The organism is Streptomyces sp. NPDC048825 (assembly GCF_043198355.1).
Taxonomy (GTDB): Bacteria; Actinomycetota; Actinomycetes; order Streptomycetales; family Streptomycetaceae; genus Streptomyces; species Streptomyces xiangluensis.
Genome location: NZ_JBICUR010000021.1, coordinates 70,247 through 91,396 on the forward strand (window position 1 = coordinate 70,247; position 21,150 = coordinate 91,396).

The 21,150-nt window shown below is 69.3% G+C and carries 14 protein-coding genes and 3 pseudogenes; 10 read left to right on the forward strand and 7 right to left on the reverse strand.

Annotation, left to right across the window (positions count from 1 at the left end):
* Positions 1 to 61: 61 nt before the first annotated feature.
* Positions 62 to 2,965 carry a vitamin B12-dependent ribonucleotide reductase gene (locus tag ACGFNK_RS37730; protein ID WP_393423405.1) on the forward strand — a complete coding sequence of 968 codons (2,904 nt, stop codon included), beginning with the start codon at positions 62 to 64 and terminating at the stop codon, positions 2,963 to 2,965.
* A 57-nt stretch (positions 2,966 to 3,022) separates the two neighbouring features.
* On the opposite strand, the gene ACGFNK_RS37735 is transcribed toward ACGFNK_RS37730, so the two are convergent.
* Positions 3,023 to 3,556, reverse strand: coding sequence for a TerD family protein (locus tag ACGFNK_RS37735; RefSeq protein WP_386344825.1), 534 nt, complete (start codon positions 3,554 to 3,556; stop codon positions 3,023 to 3,025).
* 152 nt (positions 3,557 to 3,708) lie between these two features.
* On the opposite strand from ACGFNK_RS37735, the gene ACGFNK_RS37740 reads away from it, so the two are divergent.
* From ACGFNK_RS37740 to ACGFNK_RS37755, 4 genes are all read left to right on the forward strand, one after another.
* Positions 3,709 to 4,314, forward strand: coding sequence for a YdbC family protein (locus tag ACGFNK_RS37740; RefSeq protein ID WP_388686312.1), 606 nt, complete (start codon positions 3,709 to 3,711; stop codon positions 4,312 to 4,314).
* Positions 4,315 to 4,415: 101 nt separating this feature from the next.
* Positions 4,416 to 5,099, forward strand: coding sequence for a histidine phosphatase family protein (locus ACGFNK_RS37745; protein ID WP_344393338.1), 684 nt, complete (start codon positions 4,416 to 4,418; stop codon positions 5,097 to 5,099).
* Positions 5,089 to 5,994 (forward strand): ADP-ribosylglycohydrolase family protein, encoded by a 906-nt coding sequence (locus ACGFNK_RS37750; protein ID WP_393423408.1) that lies wholly within the window; start codon positions 5,089 to 5,091, stop codon positions 5,992 to 5,994. The genes ACGFNK_RS37745 and ACGFNK_RS37750 overlap by 11 nt, the downstream gene beginning before the upstream one ends.
* A gap of 178 nt (positions 5,995 to 6,172) precedes the next feature.
* The gene (locus ACGFNK_RS37755) at positions 6,173 to 7,942 is read left to right on the forward strand and encodes a DUF4153 domain-containing protein (RefSeq protein WP_393423410.1); all 1,770 of its coding nucleotides are present in this window, start codon (positions 6,173 to 6,175) and stop codon (positions 7,940 to 7,942) included.
* A gap of 72 nt (positions 7,943 to 8,014) precedes the next feature.
* Here ACGFNK_RS37755 and ACGFNK_RS37760 read toward each other — a convergent pair whose 3' ends face one another.
* Positions 8,015 to 9,562: an MFS transporter gene (locus ACGFNK_RS37760; RefSeq protein ID WP_393423412.1), complete on the reverse strand. Its 1,548-nt coding sequence runs from the start codon at positions 9,560 to 9,562 to the stop codon at positions 8,015 to 8,017.
* 168 nt (positions 9,563 to 9,730) lie between these two features.
* On the opposite strand from ACGFNK_RS37760, the gene ACGFNK_RS37765 reads away from it, so the two are divergent.
* The 3 genes from ACGFNK_RS37765 to ACGFNK_RS37775 all read left to right on the forward strand — a co-directional run bounded on the left by ACGFNK_RS37765 (position 9,731) and on the right by ACGFNK_RS37775 (position 11,859).
* Complete coding sequence (locus ACGFNK_RS37765; RefSeq protein ID WP_393423414.1) at positions 9,731 to 10,354, forward strand: TetR/AcrR family transcriptional regulator; 624 nt, start codon at positions 9,731 to 9,733, stop codon at positions 10,352 to 10,354.
* A gap of 105 nt (positions 10,355 to 10,459) precedes the next feature.
* Positions 10,460 to 11,161 (forward strand): ribonuclease HII, encoded by a 702-nt coding sequence (locus ACGFNK_RS37770; protein WP_393423416.1) that lies wholly within the window; start codon positions 10,460 to 10,462, stop codon positions 11,159 to 11,161.
* A gap of 68 nt (positions 11,162 to 11,229) precedes the next feature.
* Positions 11,230 to 11,859, forward strand: coding sequence for a hypothetical protein (locus ACGFNK_RS37775; RefSeq protein ID WP_393423418.1), 630 nt, complete (start codon positions 11,230 to 11,232; stop codon positions 11,857 to 11,859).
* A gap of 238 nt (positions 11,860 to 12,097) precedes the next feature.
* Here ACGFNK_RS37775 and ACGFNK_RS37780 read toward each other — a convergent pair whose 3' ends face one another.
* From ACGFNK_RS37780 to ACGFNK_RS37790, 3 genes and pseudogenes are all read right to left on the reverse strand, one after another.
* Complete coding sequence (locus tag ACGFNK_RS37780; protein WP_393423420.1) at positions 12,098 to 12,724, reverse strand: hypothetical protein; 627 nt, start codon at positions 12,722 to 12,724, stop codon at positions 12,098 to 12,100.
* Between the two features lie 223 nt (positions 12,725 to 12,947).
* Positions 12,948 to 14,064, reverse strand: a pseudogene (locus ACGFNK_RS37785) (recombinase RecQ); the annotation flags it as partial.
* A gap of 74 nt (positions 14,065 to 14,138) precedes the next feature.
* Positions 14,139 to 16,313, reverse strand: coding sequence for a RecQ family ATP-dependent DNA helicase (locus ACGFNK_RS37790; RefSeq protein ID WP_393423422.1), 2,175 nt, complete (start codon positions 16,311 to 16,313; stop codon positions 14,139 to 14,141).
* 143 nt (positions 16,314 to 16,456) lie between these two features.
* On the opposite strand from ACGFNK_RS37790, the gene ACGFNK_RS37795 reads away from it, so the two are divergent.
* Positions 16,457 to 16,696, forward strand: coding sequence for an NAD-binding protein (locus tag ACGFNK_RS37795; RefSeq protein WP_393423424.1), 240 nt, complete (start codon positions 16,457 to 16,459; stop codon positions 16,694 to 16,696).
* A 234-nt stretch (positions 16,697 to 16,930) separates the two neighbouring features.
* Here the strand turns inward: ACGFNK_RS37795 and kstD are convergent, their stop codons facing one another.
* Both kstD and ACGFNK_RS37805 read right to left on the reverse strand, forming a co-directional pair.
* Positions 16,931 to 18,730 carry a 3-oxosteroid 1-dehydrogenase gene (kstD, locus tag ACGFNK_RS37800; protein WP_393423426.1) on the reverse strand — a complete coding sequence of 600 codons (1,800 nt, stop codon included), beginning with the start codon at positions 18,728 to 18,730 and terminating at the stop codon, positions 16,931 to 16,933.
* Between the two features lie 360 nt (positions 18,731 to 19,090).
* Positions 19,091 to 19,314, reverse strand: a pseudogene (locus ACGFNK_RS37805) (recombinase RecQ); the annotation flags it as partial.
* 133 nt (positions 19,315 to 19,447) lie between these two features.
* Between ACGFNK_RS37805 and ACGFNK_RS37810 the strand changes: the two are divergent.
* Positions 19,448 to 20,937 (forward strand): annotated as a pseudogene (locus tag ACGFNK_RS37810) (DUF4192 domain-containing protein).
* Positions 20,938 to 21,150: the final 213 nt, after the last annotated feature.

Consider the following 21,150-nt stretch of genomic DNA (forward strand, 5'->3'; position numbering starts at 1 on the left):
ATATGTGCCCCGGGAAGAACGAGGCACTTCAGGGCGTTTTGGCCCGATACAGGGAGGCGGCATGACAGAGACGGCGAGCGGTCCGGCACGGAGTTCCCGAGCCAAGGGCATCAAGGCGAACAAGGGGCTGCGGATCGAGCGCATCCACACCACCCCGGGCGTGCATCCGTACGACGAGGTCGAGTGGGCGCGTCGTGACGTCGTCATGACCAACTGGCGCGACGGCTCGGTCAACTTCGAGCAACGTGGCGTCGAGTTCCCCGAGTTCTGGTCGGTGAACGCGGTCAATATCGTCACCAGCAAGTACTTCCGCGGTGCTGTGGGCACCCCGCAGCGCGAGGTGAGCCTCAAGCAGCTCATCGACCGCATCGTGAAGACCTATCGGAAGGCCGGTGAGGACTACAAGTACTTCGCCTCGCCCGCCGATGCCGAGATCTTCGAGCACGAGCTGGCGTACGCCCTCCTGCACCAGATCTTCAGCTTCAACTCGCCGGTGTGGTTCAACGTCGGAACACCGCAGCCCCAGCAGGTCTCCGCCTGCTTCATCCTGGCCGTCGACGACTCCATGGACTCGATCCTCGACTGGTACAAGGAAGAGGGCATGATCTTCAAGGGCGGCTCCGGTGCCGGCCTGAACCTCTCCCGGATCCGTTCGTCCAAGGAACTGCTGTCCTCCGGTGGCAACGCCTCCGGTCCGGTCTCCTTCATGCGCGGTGCCGACGCCTCGGCTGGAACGATCAAGTCCGGTGGTGCCACCCGTCGCGCCGCCAAGATGGTCATCCTCGACGTCGACCACCCCGACATCGAGGACTTCATCCAGACCAAGGTCAAGGAAGAAGAGAAGATCCGCGCCCTGCGTGACGCGGGCTTCGACATGGACCTGGGCGGCGACGACATCACGTCCGTCCAGTACCAGAACGCCAACAACTCGGTCCGCGTGAACGACGCGTTCATGAAGGCGGTCGAGAACGGCGAGAAGTTCGGCCTGCGTGCGCGGATGACCGGCGAGGTCATCGAGGAGGTCGACGCCAAGGAGCTCTTCCGCAAGATGGCCGAGGCCGCCTGGGCCTGCGCCGACCCGGGCATCCAGTACGACGACACCATCAACCACTGGCATACCTGCCCGGAGTCCGGCCGTATCAACGGCTCGAATCCCTGCAGTGAGTACATGCACCTGGACAACACGTCCTGCAACCTCGCCTCGCTGAACCTGATGAAGTTCCTGAAGGACGACGGCTTGGGCAACCAGGCCTTCGACGTCGAGCGCTTCTCGAAGGTCGTCGAGCTCGTCATCACGGCGATGGACATCTCCATCTGCTTCGCGGACTTCCCGACCCAGAAGATCGCCGAGAACACTCGCGCCTACCGTCAGCTGGGCATCGGATACGCCAACCTCGGCGCCCTCCTGATGGCCACGGGCCACGCGTACGACTCCGACGGTGGCCGTGCCCTCGCCGGCGCCATCACCTCCCTGATGACGGGCACGTCGTACAAGCGCTCCGCGGAACTCGCCGCGGTCGTCGGCCCGTACGACGGCTACGCCCGCAACGCGCAGCCGCACCAGCGCGTCATGAAGCAGCACGCCGACGCCAACGCCGTGGCTGTCCGCATGGACGACCTGGACACTCCGATCTGGGCCGCCGCCACGGAGGCCTGGCAGGACGTGGTCCGTCTCGGTGCGAAGAACGGCTTCCGCAACTCCCAGGCGTCCGTCATCGCCCCGACCGGCACCATCGGTCTGGCGATGTCCTGTGACACCACCGGCCTCGAGCCCGACCTCGCGCTGGTCAAGTTCAAGAAGCTGGTCGGCGGCGGCTCGATGCAGATCGTCAACGGCACCGTGCCGCAGGCCCTGCGCCGCCTGGGCTACCAGGAGGAGCAGATCGAGGCGATCGTCGATCACATCGCCGAGCACGGCAATGTGGTCGACGCCCCCGGACTCAGGCACGAGCACTACGAGGTCTTCGACTGCGCCATGGGCGAGCGTTCCATCTCCGCGATGGGCCACGTCCGCATGATGGCCGCGATTCAGCCCTGGATCTCCGGCGCGCTCTCCAAGACGGTCAACCTGCCGGAGTCGGCGACCGTCGAGGACGTCGAGGAGGTCTACTTCGAGGCGTGGAAGATGGGCGTCAAGGCGCTCGCGATCTACCGCGACAACTGCAAGGTCGGCCAGCCCCTTTCCGCCAAGAACAAGGGCAACCAGAGCCCTGAAGCCACCGCGGCCGCCGAGCGGGCGGAGGAGACCATCCGCGAGACGGTGGAGAAGGTCGTCGAGTACCGCCCGGTGCGCAAGCGCCTCCCCAAGGGGCGTCCCGGCATCACCACCTCCTTCACGGTGGGCGGTGCCGAGGGCTACATGACGGCCAACTCCTACCCGGACGACGGTCTCGGCGAGGTCTTCCTGAAGATGTCGAAGCAGGGTTCCACCCTCGCGGGCATGATGGACGCCTTTTCGATCGCCGTCTCCGTGGGCCTGCAGTACGGCGTACCCCTGGAGACGTACGTTTCGAAGTTCACCAACATGCGTTTCGAGCCGGCCGGTATGACGGACGACCCGGACGTGCGGATGGCGCAGTCGATCGTCGATTACATCTTCCGCCGCCTGGCGCTCGACTTCCTGCCCTTCGAGACGCGTTCCGCGCTCGGTATCCACTCCGCCGAGGAGCGCCAGCGTCACCTCGAGACGGGTTCGTACGAGCCGACCGACGAGGAGCTCGACGTCGAGGGTCTCGCCCAGTCCGCGCCCCGCGCGCAGGAACTGAAGGCCGTCGCATCCCCGAAGGCCGTGGTCGAGGCGGCCAAGCCCGCCCCGGAGCAGGCGCACACCAGCGCCGAGCTGGTGGAGATGCAGCTGGGCATCCAGGCGGACGCCCCCCTGTGCTTCTCCTGCGGTACGAAGATGCAGCGGGCCGGTTCCTGCTACATCTGCGAGGGCTGCGGCTCCACCAGCGGCTGCAGCTGATCCAAGACCGTGAGGGGCGGTACGGCCAGGCCGTACCGCCCCTTCGGCTTGAGCCGGTCAGGATGCGTGGCGGCTGCCCATGGTCCTGGCGAAGGATGCCGGGTCTCCGTCGAAGCCTCGGACGCCGGAGCGGAAAGACCACTCTCCGGAGTCGTCGCGCAGGAACTCGGCGACTGTCGCGGACGTCGCTCCCAGTACGCCGCCGAAGTCGTCCTCGGCCAGGACGGTGTAGCCCTCGCTGATGCGCAGCGAGGGGTGGTGCACCCCGACGAAGGTCTTTGGTCCAAAGCGCTGCTGGATGCAGACGCCGACGACAACGCGCGCGTACCGCTTGTCGAGACGGGTGAGCTCCAGGGTCATCACCTCGTCCCAGCCGAAGCCCTTGCCGTCCTTGCTGTCCCGGTTGAGGGTGATGGTGCCGTCCGGGGATCGGCTGTCGAAGTGCACTACGTAGTCGGGGTTTTCGTGTGTGTTCGTCGCCAAGTAGGTCGCGGCGACGAGGTCGAGATCGGTGGGCGACTCACCGGCGGGACTCGGGTCCCACTTCACCGCGACCTCGACCTTGCTGATGCCCTTGTTGAGGCCGTTCACCAGATCTCCCTCCTGGTCCCCTGTGACAGTCACCCCAACTGCCGGGCAGCTGAGGCATGTTGTCCATCGTGTCACGCACCGGGGGGCGCTCGCGCGGATGTACTCCGCCAGAGCGTGACCAAGGCCACGTTCTGTGGCCTTACGATGGCGCGGTGCTGGTCAAGTGGATTCGCTGCACCGTGGTGGACCGCCGCGGTTTTGAACGGGGGCAGCGGAAATGGGCGGGGCTTCTGGGGGAGCCGGGGTTCCGGGGGCAGGGTGGGGGCTGGAGTCGGGGGCGACCCGGAGTGGCCCATATCTTCGCCTTCTGGGAGAGCCGTGCGTTCTACGACTCCTTCATGGCCCGCTCCCATGACCGGCTGGCCGCCGCGCAGTCCGGCACCTTCAAGGATCCACACATCAAACTCTTCGATCACCGCTTCGATGTGAAGACCGGCTTCGAGCCGCGCTTCACGGACGCCGACCTGGTCCGGGTGGCGCACTGCCGCGTCCACGAGGAGAGGGCCGAGCACTTCGCGTTGATGCAGGAGAAGGTGTGGAACCCGGCGATGGCCGGCTCTCCCGGCATGGTGCGCGGGCTGTTCGGTGAGGCGCCCGGTCATGAGTTCCTGGTGCTGTCGATGTGGCAGTCGGCCGCCGAGCACGGCAAGTACCGCACCGAGCGCGTCGAGCGGCTCGCCCTTCGGGCCCAGATCGAGGCGGACGTGGCGGCCCTCGCCGGCGACATCGTGGAGCTGGAGCCGAGCTGGACGGTCTGAAGCGGTCGCGGACGGTCTGAAGCGGTCACAGTTGTGTGATCTCCGCCTTATGGAGCCCGTACGAGTGCTCGATCCGCTCCGATCCGATCTAGGGTTTTGGCATGGCACGACCACGGCGCATCGTCCTTGTCCGGCACGGCGAGTCGGTGGGCAATGCCGATGACACCGTGTACGAACGCGAACCCGACCACGCACTGGCCCTCACCGAGACGGGATGGCAGCAGGCGGAAGAGACGGGCAAGCGGCTGCGGGAGGTGTTCGGCCATGAGCGCGTAAGCGTTTACGTCTCCCCATATCGCCGTACGCACGAGACGTTCCGCGCCTTCCATCTAGACCCAGAACTGGTGCGTGTACGCGAGGAGCCGCGGCTGCGCGAGCAGGACTGGGGCAACTGGCAGGACCGGGAGGACGTACGCCAGCAGAAGGCGTACCGCGACGCGTACGGGCACTTCTTCTACCGCTTCGCGCAAGGGGAGTCCGGCGCCGACGTGTACGACCGGGTCGGCGGCTTCCTGGAGAGCCTGTTCCGCAGCTTCGAGGCGCCCGACCATCCGCCGAACGTGCTCATAGTGACTCATGGGCTGGCCATGCGACTGTTCTGCATGCGCTGGTTCCACTGGTCGGTCGCGGAGTTCGAGTGCCTGGTGAATCCCGGGAACGGGGAGATGCGGATGCTCGTTCTCGGGGAGGACGGCAAGTACACACTTGACCGGCCCTTCGACCGCTGGCGTGATCCGAAACCGTACGGAGTCACCGGACAGATTTGGCAGGGCGATGACCGCTGACTCCTCTCTCGACGGGCGCTTGGCCCGCACCCTGGCCTCCCTGGGCGGACTCGCGGTGGGGGACGCGCTGGGCTCGCAGTTCTTCGTGCCCGAGAACTACCCGCTGCTCAAGCGCCGTGCCCTGCCGGCCGGCCCCTGGCAGTGGACCGACGACACCGAAATGGCCTGCTCCGTCGTGGCCGTTCTGGCCGCCCACCGCCGTATCGACCAGGACGGACTGGCCCGCTCCTTCGCGGAGCACCACGACTTCGACCGGGGCTACGGGCCAGCGGTCAACCGTCTGTTGCGGTTGATCCGAGAGGGCGGCGACTGGCGCGAGCTGGCCTCGGCCCTCTTCAACGGACAGGGCTCGTGGGGGAACGGCGCCGCGATGCGCATCGCACCCCTGGGCGCCTGGTACGCGGACGATCCGGAGCAGGCGACGCACCAGGCCGAGATTTCGGCGTACCCCACGCATCAGCACCGCGAGGCCGTGGCCGGCGCCATGGCCGTGGCCGCTGCGGCCGCGCTGGCCGCCGCCCCGGGTGGTCCGCCCAGCGCCGGGGCACTGCTCGACGGCGTCATAGCCCTCGTGCCGCGCAGCGCTGTGGAGGCCGGGCTGCGGCGTGCCCGGGACATGCTCGACTACGACGACGCGACGACGGTCGCCGCGGTGCTCGGCTGCGGGCGGCGTACGAGCGCACACGACACGGTGCCGTTCGCGCTCTGGTCGGCCGCACATTCGCTCGGCGACTACGAGCGGGCGTTCTGGACGACCGCCCAGGTGGGCGGGGACGTGGACACGAACTGCGCCATCGTGGGTGGTGTACTGGCCGCCGGTAAGGCGGGCGCACCTCCAGCGGAGTGGGCGGAACGGACGGAGGCCCTGCCGGGCTGGATGATGGAGCGTCCGTAACTGTCACAGACCTGACACAGAGCCCCGGCTCCCCGGTGCGCAGGCTTACCCGCGGATACCCTGTCCGCCACGCCGCTCGTTGATCATCTCGGGCGTGCGCCGACGAGACACCGGTCCCCTGGCTTCCGGCCCAGCCACGCGCTGCGAGCCGCCGGTGGACCGGTCGGGAGGGGGTCCCGTGTCAGACACGCCGTCCGAGGCCGAACCGAGAAAGCCGGGAGCTGACGTTGGAGGGGGTGCCGAGGGTAGCGCCGGTGAGGGCTCCGGAGGAGGGGGAGGCGCTGTCAGTGGGCGCACCGCCGCCCTGACCAAGAAGCCTGCCGTCGCTGCCGATGAGCCGGAGGATGCCGTCCCCGCGTCGTACTCCGGCGACGCCGCCTCGGAGGGCGATGCCGACGGGGACGACCGGGGCCGAGGGGACGTCGACTGGGGCTACCCGGTCGCCGAGTCCGCCTGGTGGTTCGCGGACCTTCAGGCGAAGTCCCCGGCACCCGTCCGCCCCGCCACCCTCTGGGCCTCCCTGGCCACCGGCGTACTGAGCATGCTCCTGCTCGGCGACGGACTGGCCCTCAACCTCCTGTTGGTGGCCATTCCGGCCGCGCTCGCCGCGTACTACGCCGCTCAGGCGGCCGGCCGTGGCCCGCGGCGCTGGACGCTGGTGTGGGGTGTCGGCGGCCTCGCCCTGCTGGCCGTGCCGGCGCTGCGCGACGCCGACTGGCCGACGTTCCTGGCCGTGGTGACCGCCGTGGCCGCGGGCTCGCTCGCGCTGCACGGCGGCCGTACCTGGACCGGAGTGCTGTTCGGCCCGATCGGCCTGTACACCTCGGTTCTCACCGGACCCGTCTGGGGCTGGCGAGGCCTGCGTGAACGGTTCGGCGGTGCCCGCGGCAACCTGGGCCCGGTACTGCGCGCGCTCGCGGTGGCCGCGGTTCTGCTGCTGGTCTTCGGGGCGCTGTTCGCGGGGGCCGACGCGGCCTTCGCGGATCTGCTCGGCGGCCTCATGCCGGACACTTCCGTCTCCGGCGGCCCCTGGCACCTCGTCCTGCTGGTGCTCGGCCTGGTCGGCGCGCTGGCGGCGGCACACACGGCCGCTTCGCCCGTTCAGTGGGACTGCATCGAGGTGCCCCCGGGCCGGGAGCGTGGCAGGGTCGAGTGGGCGCTGCCTCTGATCGTGCTCGTCGTGCTCTTCGCGGCCTTCAACGCCGTCCAACTCGCCGTCCTGTTCGGCGGATACGACACCGTGCTGGAGAAGACCGGCCAGAGTTACGCAGAGTACGCGCGCCAGGGCTTCTGGCAGCTGCTCCTGGTCACGCTGCTCACCCTGCTCGTCATCGTCTTCGCCCTGCGCTGGGCCCCGCGGAACGGGGCGCGCGACTGGACGCTGGTGCGCGCTGTCCTGGGAACTCTCTGTGTTCTCACGCTCGTTGTCGTGGCATCGGCGGTGCGGCGTATGGACATGTACGTGGAGGCGTATGGACTGACGCGACTGAGGATCTCGGTGGTGACGGTGGAGCTCTGGCTCGCCCTGGTCATCGTGCTCATCATGGCGGCCGGCGTATGGGGCGCCCGCTGGCTGCCGCGTGCGGTGATGGTCAGTGCCGCCGCGGGTGTGCTCGCCTTCGGGCTTCTCTCGCCGGACGGCCTGGTCGCCGAGCGCAACGTCGAGCGGTACGAGGCCACGAGCAAGGACGGCGAGGGCAAGTTCGACGTCGACTACGCGCGCGGCCTGTCCGCGGATGCCGTACCGGCCCTCGACAAGCTTGAGGAGCCGCTTCGCTCCTGCGTGCTCGAGCCCATCGCGAGGGAACTGAAGAAGGAGAACAAGCCCTGGTACGCCACCAGTTGGGGCGAGGCCAGGGCCCGCGGCATCCTCGAGGACCGGCCGCTGTCGGCCGAGGCGGACTGGAGCGAGTGCCTGCGGCTCCGTGACGAGTTCCAGTACCGCTGAGGCACGCACCGGAACGTACAGAGCGGGCCGGACCGGCGTCCACGAGACGCGGGTCCGGCGCACTCGTCTGCGTCAGCCCCCGGCGGGTCCTGCGGTGCCCGACAGGGCGTCGAGGTCGCTCTTGCGGACCCGGATCACCAGCGCGGCGACGACCAGGGCCAGTACGGCCATTGCAGCAGCCGGGATGAAGGCGGTGGATATGCCCTGGGCCAGCACTTCATTGCCCCAGGGGGCCGGCAGTTGCTGCGTCTGCGCGAACTCCGCCTTCTGCTCCGGCGAGGCGTTCGCCATGAACGCGGGCAACTGCTTCTCCGCCTCGTCACGGCTTGCCGTGCCGAAGACCGTGGTCAGGATGGACAGACCGAGCGAACCGCCCACCTGCTGCGTGGCGTTGAGCAGGCCGGACGCCGCGCCCGCCTCGTGCTGGGCCACACCGGAGACCGCGGTGAGCGTCAGCGTCACGAAGTTCAGACCCATGCCGAAGCCGAACACCAGCATCGGGCCGAGCACTCCGCCGGCGTACGAGCTGTCGGGGTTGATGAAGGTCTGCCAGCCGAGTCCGATCACGGAGAGCACCGAGCCGACGACCATGAAGGGCTTGGGGCCCAGTACGGGCAGGAGCCGCTGCGAGAGGCCCGCGCCGAACGCGATCGCGACCGTGACCGGGAGGAAGGCAAGGCCTGCCTCGATCGGCGTGTAGTCCAGCACGTTCTGCACGAACAGCACGATGAAGAAGAACATGCCGAACATCGCCGCGGCCAGGCTCAGCATGATCACATACGTGCCGGAGCGGTTGCGGTCGGCGAACATGCGCAACGGCGTGATCGGCTCCTTGGCCCTGGACTCGATCAGTCCGAAGGCCAGCAGCAGGACCGCCGCCGTCCCGAAGGACCCGAGGGTGAGGCTGTCGCGCCAACCTTCTTCCGAGGCCCGGATGAAGCCGTAGACGAGGGACGCCATGCCGACCGTCGAGGTGAGCGCGCCCGCGATGTCGAAGCGCCCCGGATGCCGTTCGGACTCGCTGATGTAGAGCGGCGTGAGGAAAGCGATCAGCAGGCCGATGGGTACGTTGACGAAGAGCACCCAGCGCCAGTCGAGCCACTCGGTGAGCATGCCGCCGGCCAGCAGACCGATCGCGCCGCCGCCGGCCGAGACCGCGGCGAAGACTCCGAACGCCCTGTTGCGTTCGGGGCCTTCTGGGAAGGTCGTGGTGATGAGCGCCAGCGAGGTGGGCGACGCGATCGCGCCACCGACGCCCTGGAGAGCGCGTGCGGCCAGCAACTGCCAGGGTTCCTGGGCGAAACCGCCGAGCAACGAGGCAAGTGTGAAGAGCAGGATGCCGGTCATGAAGACCCGGCGTCGGCCGAGGATGTCGCCGGCCCGGCCGCCGAGCAGCAGCAGACCGCCGAAGGTGAGCGTGTACGCGCTGACGACCCACGTGAGATCGGTCGTGGAGAACTTGAGCGCGTCTTGAATGTGCGGGAGTGCGATGTTCACAATCGTGGCATCGAGTACCACCATGAGTTGGCAGGCCGCGATGACGGTGAGCGCGATGCCGGGACGCCCCTCCCGGCGGGCTGCCCCTGGCTTCTGGTCCTTTTTCAGTTGAGAGGTTGTCACTATTGGGTCCCCCACAAGTACGTTAGTGAACGCTCGCGTTCACCGCGTCAACGTTAGTGAGTCCCCGTCAGTGAACGCAAGCGTTCACTGAATCGCTTTCGTGTCGTGGCACCGGTCCGCTCGCTCTTCCCCGAGAGCCCCGCTCCCCTGCACAACGGAGACACTCAAATGGCTACTTCGCGCTTGGCGGCCGCTCCCGCTCAGTCGGCTTCCCTGCGTCGGCGCGGCGCCGTACTGGAACGCGCGATCCTCGAGGCCGCGCTCGATCAGCTCAGTACGGTCGGCTGGAACGGCCTCACGATGGAGGGCGTCGCCGCAGGAGCTCAGACCGGAAAGGCCGCGGTCTACCGTCGTTGGCCGTCCAAGGAGGATCTCGTCGTCGACGCGCTCCGGTCCGGGCTGCCGGAGTTGGAGCACGCGCCCGACCTCGGCAGCGTGCGCGAAGAACTCCTGGACCTCTGCCACCGGGTGCGCGAGGTGATGTTCTCGCGCCCCGGATTCGCTCTGCGTTCGGTGCTTTACGAATGCGACTTCGGTACCGCCGAGCGCTTCCATACCGTGATCCTCGAGCGGGTCGTGGAGCCGGGTGCTCGGCTCGTTGAGGACATCATTCGCCGCGGGATCGCGCGGGGAGATGTGCGACCCGAGGCTGCTAACAGGTACGTCTTCGACACCATGCCGGCGATGATGATGTACCGCTCGAAGGTGTGCGCCTGTGAATGGAACGAGCACGAGCTGGAAGCCATGGTCGACCAGTTGATGCTTCCGCTGCTGCGGCCGAGCGCGGCATGACGTGATGCCGGCACCGCGTTCGAGTGGCGGCTGAAGTCCCTCTGTGGTTGCCCGGAGAAACCTGGGTGTCGCATGGGGTTCCGGGCGGCGTACTCTGGTGCCGCCATGCCGTACGAAGCACCCACTCACACCGTCGAGCGCTCCTTGCGCGCCACCACCGGAGCGAAGGTCATTGCCGGTGTCGACGAGGTGGGGCGCGGCGCGTGGGCCGGTCCGGTCACCGTCTGCGCGGCGGTCACGGGGTTGCGCCGCCCGCCCGAAGGCCTCACCGATTCAAAGCTCCTCACCATCAAGCGGCGTACCGAAATGGCCGAGGAGCTGGCGAAGTGGGTGACGTCGTACGCCCTGGGGCATGCCTCTCCGGAGGAGATCGACAAGCTGGGGATGACGGCCGCGCTGCGGCTTGCCGCCGTACGCGCCCTGGACGCCATGCCGGTTCGCCCCGACGCGATCATCCTCGACGGGAAGCACGACTATCTCGGCACTCCTTGGCGGGTCCGTCCGGTCATCAAGGGCGACCAGTCGTGCGTGGCTGTCGCGGCGGCCTCGGTGATCGCCAAGGTCGAGCGTGACAAACTGATGGCCGAACTGGGCATCGAACATGCAGACTTCGGTTTTGCGACCAACGCCGGGTATCCGTCACCCGTGCACAAGGCCGCGCTGGAGTTGCGGGGCCCCACCCCGTACCACCGGCTTTCGTGGGCGTATCTTGATGCGCTGCCCCAGTGGCGGCACCTCAAGAAGGTCCGCAGCTGGGCGGACGGAAGCGTTCCGGAGATCGAAGGTCAGCTCGGCCTCGACTTCTGACGGTTCCGCTCGCACTCATGTGCCACCCGCCGGGGCGAGTCGCACCGGCGTTTGATAAAAATCAGCTCATGCCTCTCATTCCCGAGGAGCCTCAGATTCACGAGAGTGCCCAGGGTCCCCGCGCCACTCCGGCCAACGGCCGCACCGCGCCGACCCCCCGTCCCGTACCTGGTCCCCGTCCCGCGGCCCCGCCGCGTCCCGGTCGCCCGGGTACCGTCCGGCCGATGCCGCCGGCGCAACGTGCGCCGCGCGACACGCCTGTGGCCAAGCCGGAGCCATCCGCTCCGGCCGCCCCCGCCGCTCCCTCCGCTCCGCAGATCCAGCTGATCCCGGCCTCGGCCGAGGGGGCGCTGGATGCCGCCGAGGAAGCGGTCGACCTGCTGCTCGACACGGGCCGTGCCCCCGGTGAGGTGCTGGTGATCACCACCGGCGAGCCGCATCCGTGGGCCGCGCACGAGTTGTCCTTCGGCGAGGCCGCGTACTGGGCCCAGCACGACGCGGGCGACGACGTCTTCTACGCCGACGCCTCGCTGGCCGGTCGTGTCGCGTCCCGTCCCGTGGTGGTCGTTGCCGTCAACGGCGGTCCCGACGCTGCCGCCGCCACGGCCCTGCCGCTGGCCCTCGGCCGAGCCGGCGCCCTGCTGATCGTCTGTGGCGACCCGCAGAAGATCAACTCGGTGCTGGGGGCAGGGGTCTGAGAACCCGCTTCCCTCGAAGGGGGCGGGTGCCGCCGCGGCGGCATGTGCACGGTGGACGGTTTGACGTGTGCCGGTACGGGGGGACGTACCGGCGCGGCCAGGGTCGCAGTGCCACGGCTTCATGTGCGTTGCCGTCGAGGTTTGGCGTGCGTCGGTACGTCGTCGCGGCCGGGCTCCACGCACGCGTGGCAGGCGCCCGTGACTGCTGGCGGCGATCAGCCGGGCGTCGTTCGTCGGGTCAGCGGGCCGCCGCGCGGCGCAGTACGTCCGAGGCGGCGCCCCCGGTGCGCGGCTGGGGTGCCTCTGCCGTGGCGAAGGACTCGAAGGACTCCGGCACAGAGTCCGCGTTGGGATGACGGCCGCCGCGCCCCTCGCCCAGGACCTGCCAGCCCTCACCCGTCAGCGTGATGTACGCCCCGCAGCGCAGCCCGTGCAGCGTGCACGCGTCCCGTAGCCCCCACATCCACGCCCCGTCCTCCTCCGTCCAACGCGCGTCGCCCTCACGGCAGTAGAGCAGCACGGCCGTACGCACCGGGGTGCGGCGCCGCAGATCATGCGGGATGACCCGGCGCAGCTGCGCCAGCAGCGCGTTGCGGAACATCCAGCCGTCCGCCGGAGCCGGACGCCGGGTGAACGAGGCGCTCGCCTGCAGCCGTTCCTCCGGATCGAGGACAGCCACGATGGCGGTCGCGGGCCGGGGGTGATGCCGGGAATGCAGCCCGTTGACAACCTCCCGGGGACTGCGCAACAGCGGGATCCCCGCGGCGGCCCACTCGGCGGGTTCGAGCATTCGGGCCAGCGAGTTGGCGGACGCGGCGGACGTCGGCATCGATGCCGCCGGGGACGGAGCGAATCCGAAGGTCACGGTCCTCCCTTCGGCTACGCGCCCATGCTGAGGGCGGGGTCGGACGGGGGAGCGCACCGCGGCAGGGCCCTACCGGGCTTCGGACAGGCCATGCGGGGCGCACCCCCAATTCTTCCTGTCGAACTTGATTGCGGCAACGAGCAATCAGGGCCACTGACTGCTATCTGGGGATGCGTCTCATATATCCCCGAACAGTGCCCTCCTTGCCGACGTGTAAATCACGCCGAACGGCGAGCACCAGCGGCAACACCACCTGCGCACCGGTTCTCCGGAGCATGCGTGCGGCCACCGCGAGCGTCCAGCCGGTCTCGGTCAGATCGTCCACGAGCAGTATGGGGCCTTGGGCCCCTGCGAGGGCCTCGGCCAGGGTGGGCGGCACGGTCAGCGCCCCGTCGAGCGCCTTGAGCCGCTGCGCGCTGTTGCTCTCCTGAGGCCTGCGCCGCCTCGGCTCCAGCGGCATACTCCAGGGTACCCAGCAGTGGCAGGCGTCCGATTTCGGCGATCCGCGCCCCGAGCGACTGGAACAGACGCGGCCGGCTGCGCGAGGCCATGGTGACGACGCCGACCGGGCGCGGCTGTGCGTCGGAGCTCCCCGAGGCCCAGCCGCAGGGCCCCTTCGCCCAGTCGGCCAGCACTGCGATCACAGCCTTCGCCACGTCGTCCGGAACGGGTCCGTCCGGTGCCTGAGGCGCCAGCATCGGCCGCAGCCGGTTGCCCCCAGCCTGTTCGAGAGCCGTCCCAACGCCGCCCGGTCGCGGCCTGTTCGCCGGCCGGGATACGGCCCTTCAGGTCGACACCGATCGAGGGCAGGCCCGTCGGCCACATCTTCCGGGGCTCCACCTCGACACCCGCGCGGCCGAGCTCACCGCGCGCCGAGTCAGCGCGGCAGGGGAGATCGTGTCGGCGAACGGCGAACGGCGAACGGCGAACGGCGAACGGCGAACGGCGAACGGCGAACCGCGAACCGGCACAGTTGTCACAGCGGCCGCACGGGGCTGCTCCTGCATCGTCCAACTGCCGCCGCAGGAACTCCATCCGGCAGTCGGTCGTCGCCACGTAGTCACGTATCGCCTGCTGCTCGGTGGTCCGCTGCTTGGCGACCCAGGCATAGCGCTCGGCGTCGTACGTCCAAGCGGCGCGGGTGGAGATCCAGCCACCTTGACCCGCTGGATCGAGCCGTCCACGTCCAAGACCTTGAGCATCGTCTCCAGCCGGGACCGGCGCAGCTCCCCCAGTGGTTCGAGCGCGGGCAGCGAGAGCGGCCGGCCCGCCTGCGCTAGGGCGTCCAGCGTGCGTCGTACCTGCTCCTCCGGAGGGAAGACGATCGAGGCGAAGTACTGGCAACACATGCACGAATGCACCTTTGAGTGCGTCGGCGTCGTGTTGTGTGCTGTGTCTTCTGGGGGGTGGGGGGTCAGCCTTGTACGGCGAGTACGAGCGGCAGTGCCTCTTTGGCCCCCGCGCGGCGTAGGAGTCTGGCGGCGACGGCGAGTGTCCATCCCGTCTCCGTCGCGTCGTCGACGAGCAGTACGGGGCCATCGGCGGTGCGCAGGGCTTCGGTCAGCTGCGGGGGTACGACGAGTGCCCCGTTCAGGGCGCGGAGCCGCTGGGCGCTGTTGGAGCGTGGTACGCGGACGGAGTCCGCTTCTGCCGTGTACGTGATCGAGCCGAGCAAGGGCATACGGCCGACCTCGGCGATCCGGGTGCCGAGCGACTCGATCAGGCGGGGCTTGGTGCGTGAGGCCATGGTGACCACTCCGACCGGACGGGCGGCTGCTTCGGGATCGCCGGAGGCCCAGCCTCCCGGTCCCTTCGCCCAGTCGGCCAGCACTCCCACGACGGCGTTCAGCACGTCGTCGGGTACCGGCTGGTCCGGGGTCTGGGGTGAGAGCAAGGGGCGTAGCCGGTTGCCCCAGCCGATGTCGGTCAGCCGACCCAGTGCCCGCCCGGGGGAGGCTTGTTCCCCTGCGGGGATACGGCCTTTGAGATCGACGCCGAGTGCGGGGAGTCCGGTGGGCCACATCCGCCGCGGCTGGACGTCCACGCCTGCCCGGCCCAGCTCGCCGAGCGCGGCGTCCAGGGCGGTGGGGGATGTCTCCGCCGCGAAGCGGGGATGCCCGGTGCAGTTGTCGCAGCGGCCGCAAGGCGCCGCGGTCTCGTCGTCCAGCTGTCGCTGCAGGAATTCCATCCGGCAGCCGACAGTCGTGGCGTAGTCGCGCATGGCCTGTTGTTCGGCAGCCCGCTGTTTGGCGACCCAGGCGTAGCGCTCGGCGTCGTAGGTCCAGGGCCGGCCGGTGGAGATCCAGCCGCTCTTGACCCGTTTGACCGCGCCGTCCACGTCGAGGACCTTGAGCATCGACTCCAGGCGGGAGCGGCGCAGCTCCACCAGTGGCTCCAGGGCGGGCAGCGACAGCGGCTTTGGAGAGTGGGCGAGCACGTCGAGGGTGCGGCGGACGAGCTCCTCGGAGGGGAAGGCGAGGGAGGCGAAGTATTCCCAGATCGCTGCGTCCTCCCGGCCTGGCAGCAGCAGTACTTCCGCATGCTCCACGCCACGGCCCGCGCGCCCGACCTGTTGGTAGTACGCGATGGGGGAGGAGGGCGAGCCCAGGTGCACAACGAATCCGAGGTCGGGCTTGTCGAAGCCCATGCCGAGGGCTGAGGTGGCGACCAGGGCTTTGACCTTGTTGGTGAGCAGGTCCTCTTCGGCTTGCTGGCGGTCGGCGTTCTCGGTCTTTCCGGTGTAGGAGGCGACGGTGTGCCCGCGGGTACGCAGGAAGGCGGTGACCTCTTCGGCGGCTGCGACGGTGAGGGTGTAGATGATCCCGGAGCCTGGCAGGTTGTTGAGGTGCTCGGCGAGCCAGGCCAGGCGGTGGGCGGCGTCCGGCAGGTCCAGCACGTTCAGGCTGAGGCTTTCCCGGTTCAGTGGGCCGCGCAGCACCAGGGCGTCGGAGCTGCCCCCGGTGCCCAGTTGCTCGGCGACGTCGGTGGTGACGCGGGTGTTGGCGGTGGCCGTGGTGGCAAGGACCGGCACGTTGGGCGGCAGTTCGGTGAGCATGGTGCGCAGCCGCCGGTAGTCGGGGCGGAAGTCGTGGCCCCAGTCGGAGATGCAGTGTGCCTCGTCGACGACCAGGAGGCCGGTGGCGGCGGCCAGCTTGGGCAGGACGTTGTCGCGGAAGTCGGGGTTGTTGAGCCGCTCCGGGCTGACCAGGAGCACGTCGACCTCGCCCGCGGCGACCTCGGCCTGGACGGTGTCCCATTCCTCGGTGTTGGAGGAGTTGATGGTCCGGGCGCTGATGCCGGCCCGGGCCGCGGCCTCGATCTGGTTGCGCATGAGTGCGAGGAGCGGGGAGACGATGACCGTGGGGCCCGCGCCCTGCTCACGCAGCAGCGCGGTCGCGACGAAGTACACGGCGGACTTGCCCCAGCCCGTGCGCTGCACGACCAGGGCCCGGCGTTTGTCTGCGACGAGGGCTTCGATCGCCCGCCACTGGTCCTCGCGCAGTCGTGCACGGCCAGTCGTGTCCCCGACGAGTCGGGCGAGGACGATGTCAGCCGCCGTACGAAGATCCGCGTTGCTCGTGTGCTCCATGCCTCCATACAACAGGACGGGTCCGACACACCTGGGAACAAGCCACCTCTCCAAGGCTTCCTGCATCACGAAAACAGCAACGAGCTGCGATGTTTCGCAATGAGTCCAGGCGGTCAGCCCGTCGGGACCGCGAGGCCTGTCCCATGGGCCCATTGTGGGAGGACGCCACCCTGGACAGGTTCGTGCTGCGCAAGCTCGGCCTCGACGCGGCCCAGGCCATGGCCGCTGTCGCCCCCGACGACCTGGACAACATCGCCGTGGCCGTGGCCGCACGGGCCGTCGCACCCGATCTGCGGGTCGTCATCCGGGCGGCGACCATGAGGCCATCGCCGAGACCCGGTCCCTGTGCAGCATCGGCATCGTCCACGACCTCGCCGGCCTGAGCGCCGCCTGCACGACCGCGAGCCTGACCGGCATACGGCCACGCGGAGTGCTCGCACAGGGCCGGCCGCTGCTGGTGGAGCGCGAGAACGGGACGTTCACCCAGTGGCCGCACGGGTCCCGGTGCCATCACCAGCAGGACAGGCTTCAAGGGACAGAACGGTCCTCAAGGGACACCACTGGAGTCCGAAGACCGGAATCAGAGGCTGGAGAAGGTTCCTGAAGCGGTTGACGACTCACCTCCGCGCCGCGATGTCCCGTGCCGCGATGTACCCGAACGCCATCGCGGGTCCGATCGTCGAGCCCGCGCCCGCGTAACTGCGGCCCATGACGGCGGCGCTGGCGTTTCCCGCCGCGTACAGCCCTGGGATCACCGAGCCGTCCTGGCTGAGCACCCGCGCCCGGGCGTCGGTGAGCAGGCCGCCCTTGGTGCCGAGGTCGCCCGGAACGATCCGGAAGGCGTAGTAGGGGGCCGACCACAGCGGTGCCAGGGAGGAGTTGGGGCGGACGGAGGGATCCGTGTAGTAGTGGTCGTACGCGCTGTCGCCGCGCCCGAAGTCGCTGTCCTCGCCTTTCCTTGCAAGGGAGTTGAAGCGGTCGACGGTGGCGCGCAGAGCAGCCGCGGGTACGCCGATCGAGGCGGCCAGCGAGTCCAGTGTCCACGCCTTGTGGACGGCGCCCGACTCGTACCAGGCGTCGGGGAACACGAAGGTCGGCGCTACGTCCTTGAAGAGGTAGCGGTTGCGGTAGTTCTGGTCGACGATCAGCCAGGCCGGGATGTGCGGGGCGTTCGGGGTGTCGCGGTCGTACATGGTGTGGACGACATCGCTGTACGGGGCGGCCTCGTTGACGAAGCGCGCTCCGGCCGCGTTGACGAGGAGCCCGCCGGGCAGGGTGCGTTCGGCGAGGCAGAAGTACGGCTGGTCGGGGAGCGGGATCGCCGGACCCCACCACGCGTCGTCCATCAATTCCAGTGCCGCGCCTGCCCGTTCACCGGCCCTAATACCGTCGCCGGTGTTCTCCTTGGCGCCGACCGTCCACTGGGTGCCGATCGGCTGCTCCTGGTACCGCTCGCGCATGGCCGCGTTGTGCTCGAAGCCGCCCGAGCCGACGATGACGCCCCGGCGGGCGCGCAGCAGTCCGGGTGCGCCGTTCCTGGTGACGACCGCGCCGGTGATGGCGCCGTTCTCCCTGTGCAGATCGGTCAGCGGCGTGTTCAGCCACACGGGCACGTCGGCCTTGAGCAGCCCGGCGCGCAGCCCCGCCGCCAGCGATTGCCCCATGGTGAGTGGCTTCTGGCCCAGCACCGCCGCCTTCGTCCCCCGGGCCAGGCACTGGGTGGCCACGGCGAGCCCCTTCGCGCTGACCGCGGAAAGGACGAGCCACTTGTAGTCGGCGCTGAAGACGACCATGCCGGCCGGGACCGTCATGTACGACGGGTTCAGGCGGGCCAGCTCCGCACCCAGGATGTTCCCGTCGAGTTGGTCGGGCTCGATGGAACGGCCCTGCGCCAGCCCGCCGGGCAACTCCGGGTAGTAGTCGCTGTAGCCCTCCATCCACCGGAAGCGCAGTGGGCTGTTGGCCATGACGAAGGAGAGCATGGCGGGCCCATGGTCGAGGAAGGCCTTCTGCCGGTCGACCGGGACGTCGTCGCCGACCACGGCCGCGAGGTACGTGGCGGCCTTCGCCGGGGTGTCGGGCACCCCGGCGGCCAGGATGACGGAGTTGTTCGGGATCCAGATGCCCGCGCCGGAACGGGCCGCCGAGCCGCCGAAGGTGGCCGCCTTCTCCACGACGACGCACGTCAGGCCCTGCTTGGCGGCGGTGAGCGCGGCCGTCATACCGGCGGCTCCTGAGCCGATGACCACGACGTCGTACGTGCCGAGGAGGGGCAGGTCAGCGGCGTCGGCGTAAGGGCCGCCGGGATACGGCATCCCGCCGGCGAGGGCGAGGCCGGCGCCGGCGGCACCGATCACACGGCGGCGCGAAGGGGCGGAGAGCGACGTACGTCTGACGGGATCAGCGTGGGTGGACATGGCAGGTCTCTCCAGTCTGGTCAGGGAAAGGGAGGCCGTGCTGTGCTGCCCGGGACACGAAAGGCCCCGGCGCCCGTTTCTGATGCAGAGTCAGGAATGTGGCGCGGGAACCGGGGTGAAGTCAAGGGCTACGCCACCCCGAGCGGCGTACGCCATGCGGAGCCCGGCGCTCCTCCCGTACGACTGCTTCACCCGTTGGCGTTCCCCGTGCCGCATCTGTGCTGGATCGGCTGGTATGCCGCCATCTGTCGTCATATCTAATTACCCATACCGCTGCTGGATCGGCGTTGCATCCGCCTGAGGGACCGTCAGCGGGATCGGGTGCTGTCGGGCCGCGGAATCCATAGCCGACGGGCGTGCTGTGGGGCCCGCGCCCTGCTCACGCAGCAGCGCGGTCGCGACAAGGTGCACCGCGGACTTGCCCCAGCCGGTGCGCTGCACGACCAGGGCTCTGCGTTTGTCGGCGACGAGTGCTTCGATGACTCGCCACTGGTCCTCGCGCAGCCGGGGCGTCGCCCGTTCCGGGCGCCGACGAGGCCGGCGGGAGCGGTATCGGCCGCAGTGCGCAGGTCTTCGTTGGTCATGGCCCCATGCAACCCGATGGGTCGGACATCGCGTGAGCGCGTCCGCCAGCCTGTGGACAACTTCTGACGCGGTCATGATCGTGGTTATCCACAGGGTAAAGCGGAATCACAGGATCCGCGGGATGGTCGCCACATGACGAATCACAGCGAAGCGGCCGGGACTTCCGGCAACGGTGACATCAGCGGGCACGACGGGCGTGGGGAAGGGAGCGAGCGCCGCGGCCATGGGGAAGATCGCGCGGGTGGAGGTGCCGACGGTGCGGGGCGCGGGGCGGACGGTGTCCCGTGCGCCGAGCACCAGGTCACGCTCCGTACTCCCGCTGAACTGGCCGATGCTCTGCCGTACCTGCTCGGATACCGTCCCGAAGACAGCATCGTGCTCGTCGCCCTGCACGACCGGGACGGGCGGGGCCGGTTCGGCGGGCGAGCACGGCTCGGCATCCCTGGCAGCGCGGACGACTGGCCGGCCGTGGCCGAGCAGTTGGCGCAGGGCCTCGTCAAGGGAAGCGAACGCAGGGGCGCACCGGTCGAGAGCATGGTCGCCTTCCTCTGCCAGGACCCCGAGGACGGCGAGTCGGGGCAGGAGGTCATGGGACGCCTGCGCCCGCTGGCGCAGTTGCTGCGCACGGCATGCGGCGCTCTCGACGTTCCCGTGGTCGAGGCACTGTGCATCTCGGACAACCGCTGGTGGTCGTATGTCTGCCCCAGTGAAGAGTGCTGCCCTTCCGGCGGTACACCCATGGGCCTGCCCGGCACCTCGGTCCTGGCCGCCGCGGCGACTTACGCCGGTCTCCAAGTACGGGGTTCGCTACGGGATTTGAGGGCAAGGCTCAGCCCCTGGGAGAGCGCGGCGGCGCTGGAGCAGGAGTCCGCGCTGAACGCCGTGAGCATGGCTCTCATTCCCAGGATCCTGGGAATGAGAGCCGTGCGGACGTGGCGGACCAGACTCTGGAACTGGCCGACCGGCTCATGCGCCGGTTCGCCGACGCCCCACCCATGTCCGGCACGCTTCCGGCGGATCTCCGCGATGACGAGCTACTGGGCCACGACGAGGCCGCCACTCTGATCCTCGGCCTCCAGGACCGCACGACGCGTGACAGGGCGGCGGAGTGGATGGAGGGCGACGAGGCGGGTCCGGCGTTGCGCCTGTGGCGCGCCCTCGCCCGCCGCTGTGTCGGAGCGTACGGGGAACATGCGGCGGCGCCGCTGACCCTCGCGGGATGGGTCGCCTGGTCCTCCGGCGACGAACTGGAGGCTCGTGAAGCCCTCGCCATGGCGCTCGGCGCGGATCCCGGGTATCTCTTCGCCCGCCTTCTGCATCAGGCGTGCAACGAGGGTCTGGACCCCGAGTCGATCCGCCGGTGCCTTCGGAAGGAACGCGCGGATCGCGGCGGCGCGGTAGCGGGGTCCGAGGCGGGTGTTTCCTCGGCGCCGCGGGCCGGGGCCGACGGGCCGTCCGGTCACACCACGAAACCGTCGACACGGACGACGCCTCGTCGGCGACGCAGGACGCGGTCCACGGGCAGCCCCGGCAGCAGCCATCCGAGCCGACGCTCAGCCGGGCCGGGAGGAGGCACGCGCCGCCCCCGGCCCGCCGCCGAGGGCTCCATCGCGGCGGAATAGCGCGGCCGGGTCGGCGACAGCACGGGCAGCGCTTCTCGGTCCCGGCGAGGTGCCGGATGTCGTGAATCACGGGGCGACACATGAGGGTGGGGAGCGGTACGGAGGGATGGGGGTGACCTTGCGCCGCCGCGGTGACGTACTGCTGTGGGGTTGGGTTCGGCTGGTGTCGGTGACGATCCCAGGGTGGACCGGGCTCGGGCGGGTGCTGCTCTG